Source organism: Saccharopolyspora rectivirgula DSM 43747, from assembly GCF_000497205.1.
Taxonomy (GTDB): Bacteria; Actinomycetota; Actinomycetes; order Mycobacteriales; family Pseudonocardiaceae; genus Saccharopolyspora; species Saccharopolyspora rectivirgula.
The window spans coordinates 1-14,772 of sequence record NZ_AYJW01000042.1; the positions used below are offsets into that span (position 1 = coordinate 1).

Below are 14,772 nucleotides of genomic sequence, written 5' to 3' on the forward strand. Positions count from 1 at the left end.
CCCCGCCGGTGGCCGCCGCCCGTGCGCACCGGCCAACCGCGGCTCACCCCGTCAGGTCGAGGTCCGGCGCTGCTCCTCCGGCCCCGCCGGCTGCGGCTGGGCCTGCCCGGGGGCGGTGGTGGTCCACCCCTCGTCCTGGGCGGGCGCGGTGCCCGATTCGACGTCCTGCCGCTCCGCCCGCTGCCGCTGCAGCTCGTCCTGCTGCTCCCGGGCCTTGTCGTAGCCGCTCCGCAGCATGTCCGCGGCGACCTCCCGGCCGCCCAGGCCGAACGCCAGCGCCGACCCCAGGGCGAGCGCTCCGATCAGCGCCGAATAGGTCACCAGCACCACGGTCGGGGCGATCCGCAGCTGGGTGAGGATCATGAAGGAGGCGATCACCATCACCAGCACCGGTCCCATGGTGGACGCCACCCGCCCGAGCGGGCTCTCGCCCAGGGTGCGCTTGGCCAGTCCCGCGACCGCCCCGGCGACCAGCCCGGCCACGGCGAAGATGGCCAGCGCCGCGATCACGTTCGGCAGGTAGGCCAGGACCTGGTTCGTGAACCCGGTGAGCGCCGGAATGCCCAGTGCGCTGATCGCCGACACCAGCGCGTACAGGAAGATGAGCCAGAAGGCGACTCGGCCGCTGCCCCGGGCGATCGACGCGTTCGGACTCATCCGGTGCAGGTACTGAGCGGTGTGGGTGTTCTCCATCCGCTGGTCCACGTGCAGCCTGTTCAGGCCCTTGCGGACCACCCACTGCACGGCTTTGGCCACCAGGTAGCCGACCAGCAGCACGAGCAGCGCGCCCACCAGGGTGGGCAGGTAGGAGATGACGGCCTGCAGGCCGCCGACGAGAGAACCGATGATGTTTCCAGGACCCTGCGCGAGGAACATGGCGTTCTCCTTCCGAGTGGGTGGCACTGGACTACCCCACTCGGTGGCAGGGCCGAACTCTTCGCGGCCGAGCACCGCTCGAGCTGACGCTGAAGAGTGAACTCAGACGAGTTGCGCGCGCAGCATCCGCCGGGCCGCCGCCCGCGGATCGGGTTTGCTCTCCACCAGCGCGTTCACCACCGCGCCGTCCACCAGGGCCACCAGCTGGTCCAGCCGCTCCCGGTCCACCGACAAGCCGGTGCGGGTGAAGATCTCCGCCAGCAGCTCGTGCAGCTCCGCCGACAACTTCCGCATCAGGGGCGCCAGGTAGGGCCGGCGGGGCGAACCCACCAGGCGCTCGTAGCGCAGCAGCACCGCCTCCACCCCCCGCTGCCGGGATTCCTGCCCCAACAGCAGGTCCAGCATCAGCTCGATCGCCTCTTCCGTGCTCAGCTGCTGCGGGCCGAGCTCGGCCAACCTCTCCCGGCCGGCGTCGAGTTCCCGGCGGGACTCGTACTCCACGGCCGCGGCGATCAACTCGTCCAAGGAGGAGAAGTAGTAGGTCGTGGAAGCCAGCGGAAGCCCGGCCCGTTCCGCCACCGCCCGGTGCCGCACCGCGTCGAACCCGCCTTCGGACAGCAGCTGCGCTGCAGCAGCCACCAGAGCCTGCCGGCGACGTTCTCCCTTGGGTGTACTGGCCGCTGTCATGGCGTGCATCCTATTTCGACCAGCGACCGGGCCGAGCTCAGAAGCGATCGGCCAACTGCTCGGCGACCCCCGCCAGCCGCGCCTCGTGGGGGGCGGTCGGGGAGTCCGCATCGGGCTCGCTGAGCACGACCACCAGTTGACCGCTGCCGGTCGGCCGGGCCACCTGCCGGGTCCCGTCCGGCCGGGTGGCGTCGGTGGCCAGTCCAGCCGGCAGCTGGTCGGCCGGCCCCACGAGCACGGTGAGCTTCCCGCTCGCCGCGCCGTCCTGCAGCACCACGGCGGCCGCCCTGGCCCCGGTCGGGCACTCCCCCGCGGCCACCGGCGTGCCACCGGCGGCCTCCGGCAGCGCCCCGGTCAACTCGGTCACGAGCTCGCGGTCCGGCGCCCCGCACCCCGCGCGCGGTTCGCTCAGCACCCCGGGGGCCTGCGAAGTGGGCGGGGCCTGCGTCGGGGGCGGGCTCGCCACCTGGGAGTCCTCCCGCGGGGCGAACAACCCGGTCCCGGTCCCCAACCCGACCAGCAGCCCGGCCGCGACCAGCGCACCTCCGACAGCAGCCACCCGACGCCGCACCGTGATCCGCCGGGACGCCCGGCGAACGTCCTGCTCGTCGAAAGACGCCGGAGGCGCGGACTGGACCGCACTGCGGAACAGCTCCTCCAATTTGCGCTCGTCCACCACCACACCTCCGCTATGTCGACCTGAGGTCCCCGAGCTGGTCGCCGAGCACTTCCCGCAGGGTCGCCAGGCCCCGGGCGGCCTGGCTCTTCACGGTGCCTTCGCTGCACCGCATGACTTCGGCGACCCCGGCGACATCAAGCCCTTCCAAGTACCGCAGCACCAGGACCGCGCGCTGCTTCGCCGGCACCTTCTGCAGCCCGGCCAACAGCGCCTGCCGGGTGGCCACCGAGTCGTCCACCTCGCCGGCCCCGCTCGGCTGGTCGGGCAGCACCTCCACCGACCGCTCCCGCCGCCACGGGCGCCGGGACTCGTCGATCACAGCCCTGGTGAGGGTGCGGCGCACGTAGGCGTCCAAGGCTCGCTTGTCCCGCACCTTCCGCCAGTGGCGGTGCAGTGCGATGAACGCGGTCTGGGCGAGGTCGTCCGCGCGATGCCAGTCACCGCACATCATGTACGCCATCCGACGCACCGCCTCTCGCCGAGCCGCGAAGTACTCCGCGAACTCCTGCTCTTCGCGCTGGTCCACGCGGAACTCTCCGCTCGTCGTGCTTGCACTCCAGGGACGAGACGCCCGAGGTCAACGGTTGCATGCCTGCGGACGCACATCCACCGGGTGATTGATATCGCAGTTGCGGCCCGGTGGCGGTGTCGGACCCCGGCGGCCGTGTGATGTGATCCGACCGTGACCAAACCGGAACCCATCGACCTCCGCTCGGACACGGTCACGCGCCCGGACCAGCAGATGTCCGCGGCCATGGCCACCGCCGAAGTCGGCGACGACGTGCTGGACCACGACCCCACCATGCGGGCGCTGGAAGAACGCGTGGCCCACCTGCTGGGCATGCCGGCCGCGCTGTGGGTGCCCAGCGGCACCATGGGCAACCTGATCGCCCTCTGCCTGCACCTGGGCCGCGGCCAGCGGTTCCTCGCCCCGCGCGGGGCGCACGTGCTCACCCACGAACTCGGCTCGGCGGCCTGGCTGGCCGGGGGCATGCCCGACCCGCTGCCGTGGGACGCCGGCCCGGGCCGACCCGCACCGGAGACCGTGCGCGCCAACGTCGAAGCCGAAGCCCCCTACGACAGCCTGCGCACCACCCTGCTGTGCCTGGAGAACACGCACAACGAGGCCGGTGGTGCGGTCGTCCCGCCGGACGAGCACGCGAAGCTGGTCAGCGCGGCCCGCGACGCCGGGTTGCGCGTGCACCTGGACGGCGCCCGGATCTGGAACGCGGCCGTGGCCCTCGAGGTGCCGCCCGCGGCGCTGACCGCGGGAGTCGACAGCGTGCAGGCCTGCTTGAGCAAAGGCCTCGGCGCCCCGGTCGGCTCCGTGGTGGCCGGCAGCACCAACTTCATCGCCGAAGCCCGCCGGATGCGCAAGATGCTCGGCGGCGGGGTCCGGCAGGGCGGGGTGCTGGCCGCGGCGGGCCTGGTGGCGCTGGACCGCATCGACTCGCTGGCCGAAGACCACCGCAAGGCCGCGCGCCTGGCCAGAGGACTGGCCGAGCTGGGCTGGAAGGTGACCACCCCGCAGACCAACATGGTGCTGGCCGAAGCGGCGGACGTGCGGGCCACCGTGGACCGGCTGGCCGGTGTCGGCGTGCTGGCCGTCCCCATGGGCGACCGGATCCGGTTCGTCACCCACCGGGACGTCAGCGAGGCCGACGTCGAGCGAGCGCTGCAGCGGATCGCCGAATTCTGAGCACCGCGAAAAAGGGGCAGCGCCCCGGGTGCGCTGCCCCTCCGGCCCACGGCCGGCTAGCGGTTGATCTCCTTGCGGTCCTTGGCCCAGCCGATCGCGGCCGTGGCCACGAAAGCGATCGCACCGATCACGGCCAGCCAGAACAGTCCCTTGATCAGCACCCCGGCGACTGACAGCACCAGCCACAGCAGGAGCAGGCCGCCGATCACCTTCCACAGCATTCCAGCCCACCTCGATCCGCCCCGATTCGTTCTGCCTCCAGCCTGCCACCTCGGCCGCGGAAAAACCGCAAACCCCGCGGAATCCGTCCGGCTCCGGCGGCCCGCGCCGCTCAGCGCTGCAGGAACTTGCCGAGCCGGCTGACGGCCTCCTGCATGTCGGAGCTGCTGCCGGCGAAGGACATGCGCACGAACCGGTGGCCCTCGACCGGGTCGAAATCCCCTCCCGGCACCATCGCGAGCCCGGTCTCGGCCAGCAGCCGCTGGCAGAACTCCGCGCTGTCGTCGGTGAACTCGCTGATGTCCGCCCACACGTAGAAGGCGCCGTCGGCGGGCGCCACCCGGGTGATCCCCAGCTCGGCCAACCCCCGCAGCAGCAGCTCCCGGTTCTCGCGGTACCGGGCCACGTGCTCGGCGACCTCCGCGTACGCCTCCGGCGTGAAGGCCGCGAGCGCCGCGTGCTGCGACAGCGCCGGCGGGCACAGGGTGAAGTTGCCGGTGAGGGTGTCCACCGCGCGGCGCAGGCGCTCCGGGACCAGCATCCAGCCCAGCCGCCAGCCCGTCATGCACCAGTACTTGGAGAAGCTGTTCACCACGATCGCCTCGCGGGAGAACTCCCAGGCCGTGTGCAGCTGCCCGGTGTAGCTGAGCCCGTGGTAGATCTCGTCGCTGACCAGCTGCACCCCGTTGCGCTGGCACCACTCGGCCAGGCCGGCCAGCTCGTCGCGGGACAGCACGGTGCCGGTCGGGTTCGCCGGGCTCGCCACGATCAGCCCCTGGACCGGCTCGTCGAGCTGTTCCAGCAGCTCGACGGTCGGCTGGAACCGGGTGGTCCCGTCGGTCGCCAGCTCCACGACCTCGCAGCCCAGCGCCCGCAGGATGTTGCGGTAGGCCGGGTAGCCGGGGCGGGCCAGCGCCACCCGGTCGCCCTCGTCGAACGCGGCGAGGAAGGCCAGCAGGAACGCCCCGGAAGCCCCGGTGGTCACCACGACGTCCTGGGCGGAGAACTCCTGGCCGTAGGTGTTGGCGCAGTGGCCGGCGATGGCCTCCCGCAGCTCCGGGATGCCGAGCTGCTCGGTGTAGCCGAGCGAGTGCTGCTCCAGCGCCCGGGCGGCCGCCTCCCGCACCGCTTCCGGGGCCGGGGTGGACGGCTGCCCGGCCGCCAGGGACACCACATCACCGAACTGGCGCTGCCGGGCGTTGGCCGCCGACAAGACCTCCATCACCTGGAACGGGGCGACGTCAGCCCGGCGCGCGACACCGAGAACCGCAGGGTCAACCATGCGGTTCAGCCTGCCACGCCGTTCCCTCGGTCAACCAGGGGCTCCACCGGTGGGAGCCGGTCAGTAGCCCTGGTACTCACCGCCCTGCGCCATCGACTTCAACCCGGGGTGCCCTTCGAAACCGCCGTAGCGGTCGAAGATGTAGCGGACACCGGCGATGATGTTGTCCACCGGGTTCCAGATGTCGTCGTGCCCGGGCAGCTTGTAGGCCTCGAACGTCGGGTCGATGCACTGCATCAGCCCCTTGGACGGGGTGCCCTTGGCCGCGTTGGAGTCCCAGTCGTTGATCGCGTGCGGGTCACCGCTGGACTCCTTCTCGATGATCGTCCAGATCTCGTCGATGTTGTCCTCGGTGACCGGCACCCCGTTGGCCTGCAGGATCCGGATGGCTTCCCGGATCCACTCCTCGACGTTGCCCGGGGGCGGTCCGCTGGTCGGCGGGCCACCGCTGGGCCCGAGCCCACCGCTCTGCCCGCCTCCGCTGGACCCGCTGCTCCCGGACGAGCCGCCAGCTGAACCGCCGGAGCCGACCGCCGCTGCCGAACCACCGGCACCCGATCCGCCGCTCTCCGCGGCACCGCCGGCACCCCCCGGCGCAGCCGGCTGAGCAGGTGCGGCGGACTGCTGCTCGGTGCTGGCCGGGGGCAACGTCCCCCCTGCCGCGTCCCCGGCCGGGGCGCCGGGTTCGGGGATCCGGGAGAACGCCCCCTCGAGCTCGTGGGTGCTCTTGGCGAGCACGACGAGCGCGCCGTTCAGCTCCGCCTCGGCCTGCTCGATCCGGGCGGAAGCATCGGCGGCGTGCTGCGCCATGATGCGGCGGACCTGCATCTCGCGGAGCTCCTCGGCCCGCTGCGGATCCATCAGGCTCGGCAGCGCCTGGTCCACCATCCCCGGTTTGGCCTCGGCCAGCGCGCGTTCGCCGATGTCCAGCACTACCTCCTTGACGACCTCCACCGTCCGCGCTGCCCGGTCGAGACCCCCGACCGCGTCGCTGAGCGCCTCCTGCGCGACGCGGAAACCCTTGACCAACTGATCCAGGTACGCGGTGAACGCCTCGGCCGTGGGGCCCGTCCACTCGTCCCTGATCTGGGAGGCGATCCGCTCGAGGTCGCGCTCGCGCTCCTCGGTGTCCTCGGCGGCCCGCCGCCAACCGTCTTGGATCTCCCGGAGCTCGTAGGGCTTGCTGTCCTCCACCTTGCGGACCAGCTGGGCCAGCTCCTCGCCTCCGGGCTGCGCCGCGATCTCGTCGGAGAGGGAGGGGAAGAGCGCGGGAAGGGAGTCGGAGAAGGACACCGCGCTCACCTCACCTGGATGTCGGCGGCGTTGGCCTCGTCGATCTCGCGCATGGTGTTGTGCGCGGCGTCGAGCTCGGCTGCAGCGCCGCGCAGCCGCCGTTGCGCGGCGTCGAACTCGCGTCCGGCGCACTCGCCGAACTCCCGCACCGCTCCCACCAGCTTCGAAGCTGCGTCCAGCTGCCCCAGCGCGGTGTCGTCGATCCGAAGGCTCCCCAGCTGGTCACCAATGGCCCCCGTCCGACCGGCGCTGACGTCCAGGTCGGAGGTGCAGGAGTCGATGACTTCTTTCCGATAAGTGGATGCGGCCACGATTTCCCCCAGAAAATCCCCGGTCGAGTGAAGCACCCACCAAAAGCAAATACCAGAAAAAGCTGCCCGGTGATCCGATTTTTCCGGATCACCGGGCAGCTTCACACCAGTGTCCTAAGCGGTCGGCGCCACGATTCCGCCTAGGCGGTCGGCACCGCGATCTCGCCCCTCGCCGCGCGCAGCGCGATGTCGGTCCGGTAGTGCGAGCCGGGGAGGTGCACCTGGCCGACCCGCTCGTAGACCGCGTTCCGCGCCGCCTCCAGGTCGGGCCCGGTCGCCACCACCGAGAGCACCCGGCCGCCGGCGGAGACCACGGCCCCGTCCTCGCGGCGACGGGTGCCGGAGTGCAGCACACCGGGGAGGTCCGCGCCGCTGATGACCTCGTCCACGCGGGTCCGCCCGGGGTAGCCCTCGGCCGCGACCACCACGGTCACCGCGGCCTCGTCGGCCCACTCCAGCGGGGGCTGCTCGGCGAGCGAGCCGGTGGCCACCGCGTTGAGCAGCCCGGCCAGCGGGGTCTTCAGCAGGGCGAGCACCGCCTGCGTCTCCGGGTCCCCGAAGCGGCAGTTGAACTCGATCACCTGCGGGCCCTGCGAGGTCAGTGCGAGCCCGGTGTAGAGCAACCCGGAGAACGGGGTGCCCCGCCGGGCGAGTTCGTCGACGGTGGGCTGCACGATGGTGCGCACCACGGTGTCCACCAGGTCGTCCGGCGCCCACGGCAGCGGCGCGTAGGCCCCCATGCCGCCGGTGTTCGGGCCGGCGTCGCCGTCCCCGACCCGCTTGAAGTCCTGCGCGGGCAGCAGGGGGACCACGGTGGTGCCGTCCACCAGGCAGAACAGGGACGCTTCCGGGCCGTCGAGGAACGACTCCAACAGCACCGGGTGCCCGCCGTCGAGCAGTTTCAGCGCGTGGGCGCGGGCCGCGTCGAAGTCGGACGTGACCAGCACGCCCTTGCCGGCCGCCAGGCCGTCGTCCTTGACCACCCAGGTGGGGCCGAACTCGGCCAGCGCGGTGTCCAACTTCGCCGGGTTGTCCACGACCAGGCTCTGCGCGGTCGGCACCCCCGCGGCCTGCATGACTTCCTTCGCGAAAGCCTTGGAACCTTCGATCCGGGCGGCCTGTCCGGACGGCCCGAAGCTGGCGATACCAGCCGCCCGGACCGCATCCGCGGCTCCGGCGACCAGCGGCACCTCCGGACCGAACACGACGAGGTCCGCCCGCCACTCCTTGGCCAGCTGGACGATTTGCTGCGGGTCGGAGACGTCCACCGCGTAGGGCTCCGCCAGCGCCGCGGTCCCCGCGTTGCCCGGCGCGCAGGCAAGCGCGGTCACCGCCGGGTCGCGGGACAGAGCCAGCACGATCGCGTGTTCCCGACCACCGCCACCGATCACCAGGATTCGCACAAACCGCAGCGTAGAGGCTGGAGCACCAGCTCGTGGCGGTGCCCCCGAAAACCGGGCGCCACCTGCCCGGAAACCGGGGTTCACCTCTTCCGACGACCGCCCCGCGCCGCAGGAGGCCTCCCGAGCCGCCCGTTCGGCCAGCGAGCGGACACCGCAGTCCACCATCCGGTCGCCCCCGCGTCAGCGCGCGGTCTCCCAATGGTCGATTGCGGGGGCGAGGGTCTTGTCCGAATGTTCTCGTTGCCCCGAAACCCTGGAGGACGAGATGACGATCCGACTACGGCTGGCAGCGCTGGCCGCCGCGGGCATCGCCCTGATCAGCACGGCGGCCGGCCAACCCCCGGCGACGGCCCAACCGGCCTCCGACGAGCGGACCGCGCAGACGGAGGTGTTCGGCCACCGCGGCGCCTCCGGCTACCGGCCGGAGCACACCCTGGCCGCCTACGAACTGGCCGCCCGGATGGGCGCCGACTACATCGAACCGGACCTGGTCCCCACCAAGGACGGCCACCTGGTCGCCCGCCACGAGAACGAGATCAGCGGCACCACGGACGTGGCCGAGCACCCGGAGTTCGCCGACCGCAAGACCACCAAGATCATCGACGGCGAGCCGGTCACCGGCTGGTTCACCGAGGACTTCACCCTCGCCGAGCTGAAGACCCTGCGCGCCACCGAGCGCATCCCCGAACTCCGCCAGCACAACACCGTCTACGACGGCCAGTTCGAGATCCCGACCTTCCAGGAAGTGCTGGACCTGCGGGCCAAGCTGTCCCGGGAACTGGGCCGGGAGATCGGCGTGGCGCCGGAGACCAAGCACCCCAGCTACTTCGCCCGGATCGGGCTGCCGCTGGAGCCGCGGCTGGTGGAAGCCCTGGACCGCAACGGGTTGAACCGGCCGAACGCCAAGGTGGTGGTGCAGTCGTTCGAGGTGTCCAACCTGCAGCGGCTGGACCGGGTGCTGCGGACCGACCTGCTGCAGCTGATCAGCGACAGCGGCGCGCCGCAGGACTTCGTCGAAGCCGGCGACCCGCGCACCTACGCGGACATGGTCACCCCGGAAGGCCTGCGGGAGATCGCCACCTACGCCGACGGCATCGGCCCCGACACCAAGGTGATCATCCCCTTGGACGAGCAGGGCAACACCACCGAGCCGACCTCGGTGGTCGCCGACGCGCACGCGGCGGGGCTGGAGGTCGTGCCGTACACGCTGCGCGCCGAGAACGAGTTCCTGCCGGCCGACTTCCGCTCCTCGGACCTCCCGGCCGAGTGGGGCGACGTGCGCGGCTACTGCGCGCTGCTGCTGCGGCAGGGCGTCGACGGCCTGTTCGCCGACCAGCCCGACGTGGCCGTGCACGTGCGGGACTCGCTGCCCGCCGCGGCCGCGAGCCGGTAGCGGAAGGCTCAGCCGGTGCCGCGGGGGCGCCGGCTGAGCCGCCGGATCAAGCCATCTGGTGCCGGACGATCGTCTGGTCGCGCCCCGGGCCGACGCCGATCGCGGAGATCCGCGCCCCGGCCAGTTCCTCGATCCGCTCGATGTAGGCCCGGGCGTTCGCCGGCAGCTCCTCGAAGCTGCGGGCCTTGCTGATGTCCTCGGACCAGCCCGGCATCTCCTCGTACACCGGGACCGCGTGGTGCACCCCGGTCTGGGTCATCGGCATCTCGCTGACCCGTTCCCCGTCGACGTCGTAGGCCACGCACACCGGGATGGTCTCCAGCCCGGACAGCACGTCCAGCTTGGTCAGGAAGTAGTCGGTGATCCCGTTGACGCGGGTGGCGTAGCGGGCGATGACCGCGTCGAACCAGCCGGTGCGGCGGGAGCGGCCGGTGGTGACCCCGAATTCGCCGCCCTGCTTGCGCAGGGTCTCGCCGGCCTCGTCGGTCAGCTCGGTCGGGAACGGCCCCGCGCCCACTCGGGTGGTGTAGGCCTTCAGGATGCCGATCACCGCGTTGATCCGGGTGGGCCCGATGCCGGAACCCGCGCAGGCCCCGCCCGCGGTCGGGTTGGAGGAGGTCACGAACGGGTAGGTGCCGTGGTCCACGTCGAGCAGCGTGCCCTGGGAGCCCTCCAGCAGCACCGTTTCCCCGCGGTCCAACGCCTGGTTGACCAGCAGCTTGGTGTCGGCGATGCGGTTGGCGAACTTCTCGCCCTGGGCCAGGACGGTGTCGACCACCTCGTCCACGTCCATGGCCCGCCGGTTGTAGACCTTGACCAGCACCTGGTTCTTGTACTCCAGGGCGGCCTCGACCTTCTGCCGGAGGATCTTCTCGTCCAGCAGGTCCTGGATCCGCACCCCGACCCGGGCGACCTTGTCCTGGTAGCAGGGCCCGATGCCGCGCCCGGTGGTGCCGATCTGCTTCTTGCCCAGGTAGCGCTCGGTGACCCGGTCGATCGCCACGTGGTACGGCATGATCAGGTGCGCGTCCGCCGAGACCAGCAGGTTCGACGTGTCCACCCCGCGCTCTTCCAGCCCGGCAAGTTCCTCCAGCAGCACGCCCGGGTCGACGACGACGCCGTTGCCGATCACGTTCGTCACGCCCGGGGTGAGGATGCCGGACGGGATGAGGTGCAAGGCGAAGTCCTGCCCGTCCGGCAGCACCACGGTGTGGCCCGCGTTGTTGCCGCCCTGGTAGCGGACGACCCACTGGGCCTTCTCGCCGAGAAGGTCAGTCGCCTTACCCTTGCCCTCGTCGCCCCACTGGGCTCCGATCAGCACGATCGCCGGCATGTGAAACTCCAACCTGGACTGGGTGGCCGCGCCAGCGTGAACTCCCGTTTCACCCGCGCCCACCACGGTTATGCCGGTCGATCAGGGTAAACCAGGAGCAGAACGTGAGTACCACCGCATTGTCCTGCGGAAACACCGACCACGCTGCGCGCCCGGGAAGTCACTCCGTGAAGTGGTTCGACGTCCCTGCATCTCCCGGCCGGGAAGACATCGATCCGCTCCTCGCGGATACCACAGACCGTATTGTGGTGCACGGCACGGACGCCGACCTGGCGGCCGTGGTGCTGCGGTTGCTCCGGAAGAACCGCCTGGGCGACCTGGCCGTCGGTTACGTCCCGGTCGCCCAGTCCCCGGCGGCCGAGCTGTGGGGGCTCGAACCGGGTGATTTCGACCGGGCGTTCACCGCCGAGCCGCGCCCGGCCCCGCTGATCCGGGACGACTCGGGCGGGGTGCTGCTCGCCTCCGGGCGGATCGAACCCATCACCGGCCAGGTGTACTGCGACGACGAGCGGGTGCTCAACGGGCCCGCGCTGGCCCTGGAGGTCACCCCGGACCCGCAGGCCGCGCCGCTGCCGGTGCCCACCGCCGACCCGGCGGAGGCGAACCTGGAGCCGGCCACCGACGGCCTGGTGGTGACGGTGGTGCAGCGCCGGTTCTTCCGCCGGCGCAGCAGCAGCGCCCGCGGCCGGGCGGCCCAGGCCAGCTTCCGCTCGGCCACGGTCGTCCGCGACGGGGTGCCGCACCCGCGCCAGGTGAACAAGTGGGTCTGGTACCGGCACACCCAGGACCTCCTGCTCGCCCGGTAGCCGGTCATCCGGATGCCGGACGGCTCGCCCACCCGCTCGGAGCAGGCCCGGTAACCCGTTGATTGGCGTCTTCACGCCGAGTCGGCTTCTGGTCACGCAACGGCATTGCTTCGGCAACCTGGCTTCGCCATGGTCAACTCCGGAGATCTCGATTCCCGGAGGCAGCCATGAAGCGATCACTGCGCGCCACCCTCGCCGCCCTGCCCTTGACCGCAGCTCTCGGGCTTTCCGCAGCCACCCCCGCCGCGGCCGAGCCGCCGGGCATTCCCAGCCCGTCCGAAGCCGCCGCCCAGCTGGCCCAGTTGACCGTCGCGCCCGAAGGCTCGATGGACGGCTACGACCGGGACAAGTTCCCGCACTGGAGCGAAGGCCCGGACAACTGCAACACCCGGGAAGCCGTGCTCAAGCGGGACGGCGAGAACGTGGAGACCGGATCCGACTGCTACCCGACCTCGGGCACCTGGTACAGCCCCTACGACGGCGCCACCTGGACCCAGCCCTCCGACGTGGACATCGACCACGTGGTGCCGCTGGCCGCCGCCTGGCGCTCCGGCGCCGCCGAGTGGACCACCGAGAAGCGGGAGCAGTTCGCCAACGACCTGGACGGCCCGCAGCTGATCGCGGTGACCGACAACGTCAACCAGTCGAAGGGCGACCAGACCCCGGACGAGTGGATGCCGCCGCGGGCCGAGTACCACTGCACCTACGCCTCGATGTGGATCGGCACCAAGGCGAAGTGGGACCTGACCGTCACCGAAGCGGAGAAGGCCGCGCTGGAGGAAGCGCTGCAAACCTGCTGACCAGGTCGCGAGCGGCGGTGGACGGGGTCCGCCGCCGCTCTTTGCGTTCCGCTGCCCGGTCCGCTGTGCTGGGGGAGGACCACCACATCCCCGGGAGGCGTCGTGCCGCAGGATTCGGAAGTTCTCCGGTCGGTGTTCACCGCACCGCCGGGCGGGGTGATGACCGACGAGGTCGGGGTCATCACCGGTGACCTGGAGCTGGCCACCGAGCGCATCGGGGACGAGGTGCGGGTGTGGGTGCGGTACGCGGGCGCCGACGAGTGGTACCGGATTTCCGCGGCGGACTGCCGGCTGCACGACGCGCGGGACCACCAGCCGCTGCACTCGGCGCTGCTCGCGGCGCTGCACCGCCGCGACTGAGCACCGGCTACGGCCGGTCGCCCTTGCGGTCCGAGTGCAGCGGGGGCAGGGCTTCGGTCGCCTCCTGCCTGGTCAACCCGGTGGCCTGCAGCAGGTCCACCGCGATCGAGCGCACCTGCAGCACCACCACCTGCATGGAGAAGTGGCCTTCGCCGAGCAGTTCCACGGTCGCCTTCCGGGCGACCGCGCGAGCCGCTTCCCGCGCCTGCCGCGGCTCGTCCCCGCTGGCCAGTTCGTCGCGCAGCAGCACCACCGCGCCGGCCAGCTCCTCCAGCATCCGCGGCAGCGGCCGGGGCACCGCCTCCCGGTCCCGCAGCGCGGACATCGCCCGCCGCGCCAGCACCCTGGTGTTGCGCAGCGCGCGGTCGATGGGGGCGGCGGCGGCCTCGTAGCGCTCCAGGTCCTCCCGCCGGTGCCAGCGGATCGGGGCGTACTTGGCGATCTCCTTGCCGGCGACCAGCGCGGTGCGGAACTCCTCCACCGCTCGCTGGCTCTTGCGCGCCCTGGCCAGCACGTCAGCGGCCACCTCGGCGTCTTGGATGGACACCGCGTTGGCCACGCCGCGCAGCGCGTCCGCCAGCGCGCCCAGCACGATCCGCCCGTTGCGGTGGGCGACGGCCAGCGGGTTCTGCGGCAGCAGCGCGGCCACCACGAAACCGACCAACCCGCCGATCACCGCGTCGATCATGCGGGTGTAACCGCCCACGTCCCCCGGCGGGAGCAGGGTGGCCACCAGCACCGAGGAGGAGGCGGCCTGCATCACCACCACGCTGCCGCTGTTGAGCAGCACCGCGGTGCTCATCGCCAGCGCCACCACCAGAGAGATCTGCCACGCTCCGGACCCGATCACCGAGATCAGCAGGTCGCCGACCCCGATGCCGATGGTGACGCCGAAGACCAGTTCCAGGCCGCGGCGCATCCGCTGGCCCAGGGTCACCCCGAGGGAGATGATCGCGGCGATGGGGGCGAAGAACGGTTGCGGGTGCCCCGCCACGCTGGTGGCGAGGAACCAGGCGAGGCCACCGCCGACCGCGCACTGCACGATGGGCGTGCCGGTGCGCAGCAGTCGGCGGACGCGGACGACGAGTTCCTCGCGGAAGCGGTGCACGTGGACATTGTCCGCCACGGCCGGTCAGCGAGAGGCGGCATCAGCTTTCCGCCGCCGGCCGCAGCAGCTCACCGATCAGACCAGGCCGGTCTGCTCCACCGCTTCCGGGTCGCTGTCGGCCAACAGCTGCCGGCAGCGCTCGTACTCGTCGGTCTCCCCGATGGCCTTGGCCGCTTTCGCCAGCGCGGCGATCGACCGCAGCACCCCCTGGTTGGGCACGTGGCGCCACGGGATCGGGCCGAAGCCCTTCCAACCGGCCTTGCGCAACGCGTCCAGCCCGCGGTGGTAACCGGTGCGGGCGTACGCGTAGGCGGGGATGTTCTGCTTCTCCGCCAGGGCGGCCTCCGCCAGCGCCGCCCACGCCCCGCTGAAGCTCGGGTGTTCCGTCGCGACCTGAGCGGGGTCGGTGCCGGAGTCCAACGCGGCCTGTGCCACCGAGTTCTCCGGTAACAAGGTTTCCGGCGGCTCCAACAGGTTCTTGTTCGTCATGGCCCAATCCTGTCAGGTTCACCGGAAGAAGGGG

The 14,772-nt window shown here is 71.7% G+C and carries 17 protein-coding genes; 5 read left to right on the forward strand and 12 right to left on the reverse strand.

Annotation, left to right across the window (positions count from 1 at the left end; all coding sequences use genetic code 11):
- Positions 1-51: 51 nt before the first annotated feature.
- From SREC43747_RS0112600 to SREC43747_RS0112615, 4 genes are all read right to left on the reverse strand, one after another.
- Entirely contained in the window at positions 52-876 is an 825-nt protein-coding gene (locus tag SREC43747_RS0112600) for a mechanosensitive ion channel family protein (RefSeq protein WP_029721619.1), read from the reverse strand.
- Between the two features lie 102 nt (positions 877-978).
- A complete protein-coding gene (locus SREC43747_RS0112605) occupies positions 979-1,563 on the reverse strand; it encodes a TetR/AcrR family transcriptional regulator (protein WP_029721620.1) in 585 nt (194 codons plus the stop codon).
- A 37-nt stretch (positions 1,564-1,600) separates the two neighbouring features.
- On the reverse strand, positions 1,601-2,239 hold the full coding sequence (locus SREC43747_RS0112610; protein WP_029721621.1) for a hypothetical protein: 639 nt from the start codon (positions 2,237-2,239) through the stop codon (positions 1,601-1,603).
- A 13-nt stretch (positions 2,240-2,252) separates the two neighbouring features.
- Positions 2,253-2,768: a SigE family RNA polymerase sigma factor gene (locus SREC43747_RS0112615; RefSeq protein WP_029721622.1), complete on the reverse strand. Its 516-nt coding sequence runs from the start codon at positions 2,766-2,768 to the stop codon at positions 2,253-2,255.
- A 156-nt stretch (positions 2,769-2,924) separates the two neighbouring features.
- Between SREC43747_RS0112615 and SREC43747_RS0112620 the strand changes: the two genes are divergently transcribed.
- On the forward strand, positions 2,925-3,941 hold the full coding sequence (locus tag SREC43747_RS0112620; RefSeq protein WP_029721623.1) for a threonine aldolase family protein: 1,017 nt from the start codon (positions 2,925-2,927) through the stop codon (positions 3,939-3,941).
- Positions 3,942-3,997: 56 nt separating this feature from the next.
- Here the strand turns inward: SREC43747_RS0112620 and SREC43747_RS21620 are convergent, their stop codons facing one another.
- From SREC43747_RS21620 to purD, 5 genes are all read right to left on the reverse strand, one after another.
- Positions 3,998-4,162, reverse strand: a complete 165-nt coding sequence (locus SREC43747_RS21620; protein WP_029721624.1) for a hypothetical protein — start codon at positions 4,160-4,162, stop codon at positions 3,998-4,000.
- A 110-nt stretch (positions 4,163-4,272) separates the two neighbouring features.
- Positions 4,273-5,442, reverse strand: a complete 1,170-nt coding sequence (locus SREC43747_RS0112630) for a pyridoxal phosphate-dependent aminotransferase (RefSeq protein WP_029721625.1) — start codon at positions 5,440-5,442, stop codon at positions 4,273-4,275.
- A 60-nt stretch (positions 5,443-5,502) separates the two neighbouring features.
- Positions 5,503-6,744, reverse strand: a complete 1,242-nt coding sequence (locus SREC43747_RS0112635) for a transglycosylase SLT domain-containing protein (protein WP_236623161.1) — start codon at positions 6,742-6,744, stop codon at positions 5,503-5,505.
- On the reverse strand, positions 6,741-7,082 hold the full coding sequence (locus tag SREC43747_RS0112640; RefSeq protein ID WP_152528412.1) for a hypothetical protein: 342 nt from the start codon (positions 7,080-7,082) through the stop codon (positions 6,741-6,743). The genes SREC43747_RS0112635 and SREC43747_RS0112640 overlap by 4 nt, the downstream gene beginning before the upstream one ends.
- 104 nt (positions 7,083-7,186) lie before the next feature.
- Positions 7,187-8,449, reverse strand: coding sequence for a phosphoribosylamine--glycine ligase (gene purD, locus SREC43747_RS0112645; RefSeq protein WP_029721628.1), 1,263 nt, complete (start codon positions 8,447-8,449; stop codon positions 7,187-7,189).
- 265 nt (positions 8,450-8,714) lie between these two features.
- Between purD and SREC43747_RS0112650 the strand changes: the two genes are divergently transcribed.
- Positions 8,715-9,842 carry a glycerophosphodiester phosphodiesterase gene (locus SREC43747_RS0112650; protein WP_029721629.1) on the forward strand — a complete coding sequence of 376 codons (1,128 nt, stop codon included), beginning with the start codon at positions 8,715-8,717 and terminating at the stop codon, positions 9,840-9,842.
- A 46-nt stretch (positions 9,843-9,888) separates the two neighbouring features.
- Here SREC43747_RS0112650 and SREC43747_RS0112655 read toward each other — a convergent pair whose 3' ends face one another.
- Positions 9,889-11,175: an adenylosuccinate synthase gene (locus tag SREC43747_RS0112655; protein ID WP_029721630.1), complete on the reverse strand. Its 1,287-nt coding sequence runs from the start codon at positions 11,173-11,175 to the stop codon at positions 9,889-9,891.
- 248 nt (positions 11,176-11,423) lie between these two features.
- Here SREC43747_RS0112655 and SREC43747_RS0112660 point away from each other — a divergent pair, with 248 nt between their 5' ends.
- The 3 genes from SREC43747_RS0112660 to SREC43747_RS0112670 all read left to right on the forward strand — a co-directional run bounded on the left by SREC43747_RS0112660 (position 11,424) and on the right by SREC43747_RS0112670 (position 13,141).
- Entirely contained in the window at positions 11,424-11,981 is a 558-nt protein-coding gene (locus SREC43747_RS0112660; protein ID WP_236623162.1) for a hypothetical protein, read from the forward strand.
- Positions 11,982-12,148: 167 nt separating this feature from the next.
- Positions 12,149-12,781: an HNH endonuclease family protein gene (locus tag SREC43747_RS0112665; RefSeq protein WP_029721632.1), complete on the forward strand. Its 633-nt coding sequence runs from the start codon at positions 12,149-12,151 to the stop codon at positions 12,779-12,781.
- A 102-nt stretch (positions 12,782-12,883) separates the two neighbouring features.
- Complete coding sequence (locus SREC43747_RS0112670) at positions 12,884-13,141, forward strand: DEAD/DEAH box helicase family protein (RefSeq protein ID WP_037331905.1); 258 nt, start codon at positions 12,884-12,886, stop codon at positions 13,139-13,141.
- Positions 13,142-13,148: 7 nt separating this feature from the next.
- Here SREC43747_RS0112670 and SREC43747_RS0112675 read toward each other — a convergent pair whose 3' ends face one another.
- Together SREC43747_RS0112675 and SREC43747_RS0112680 are read right to left on the reverse strand one after the other, a co-directional pair.
- The gene (locus SREC43747_RS0112675) at positions 13,149-14,267 is read right to left on the reverse strand and encodes an FUSC family protein (protein WP_236623163.1); all 1,119 of its coding nucleotides are present in this window, start codon (positions 14,265-14,267) and stop codon (positions 13,149-13,151) included.
- A 57-nt stretch (positions 14,268-14,324) separates the two neighbouring features.
- Positions 14,325-14,738, reverse strand: coding sequence for a DUF3151 domain-containing protein (locus SREC43747_RS0112680; protein WP_029721635.1), 414 nt, complete (start codon positions 14,736-14,738; stop codon positions 14,325-14,327).
- Positions 14,739-14,772: the final 34 nt, after the last annotated feature.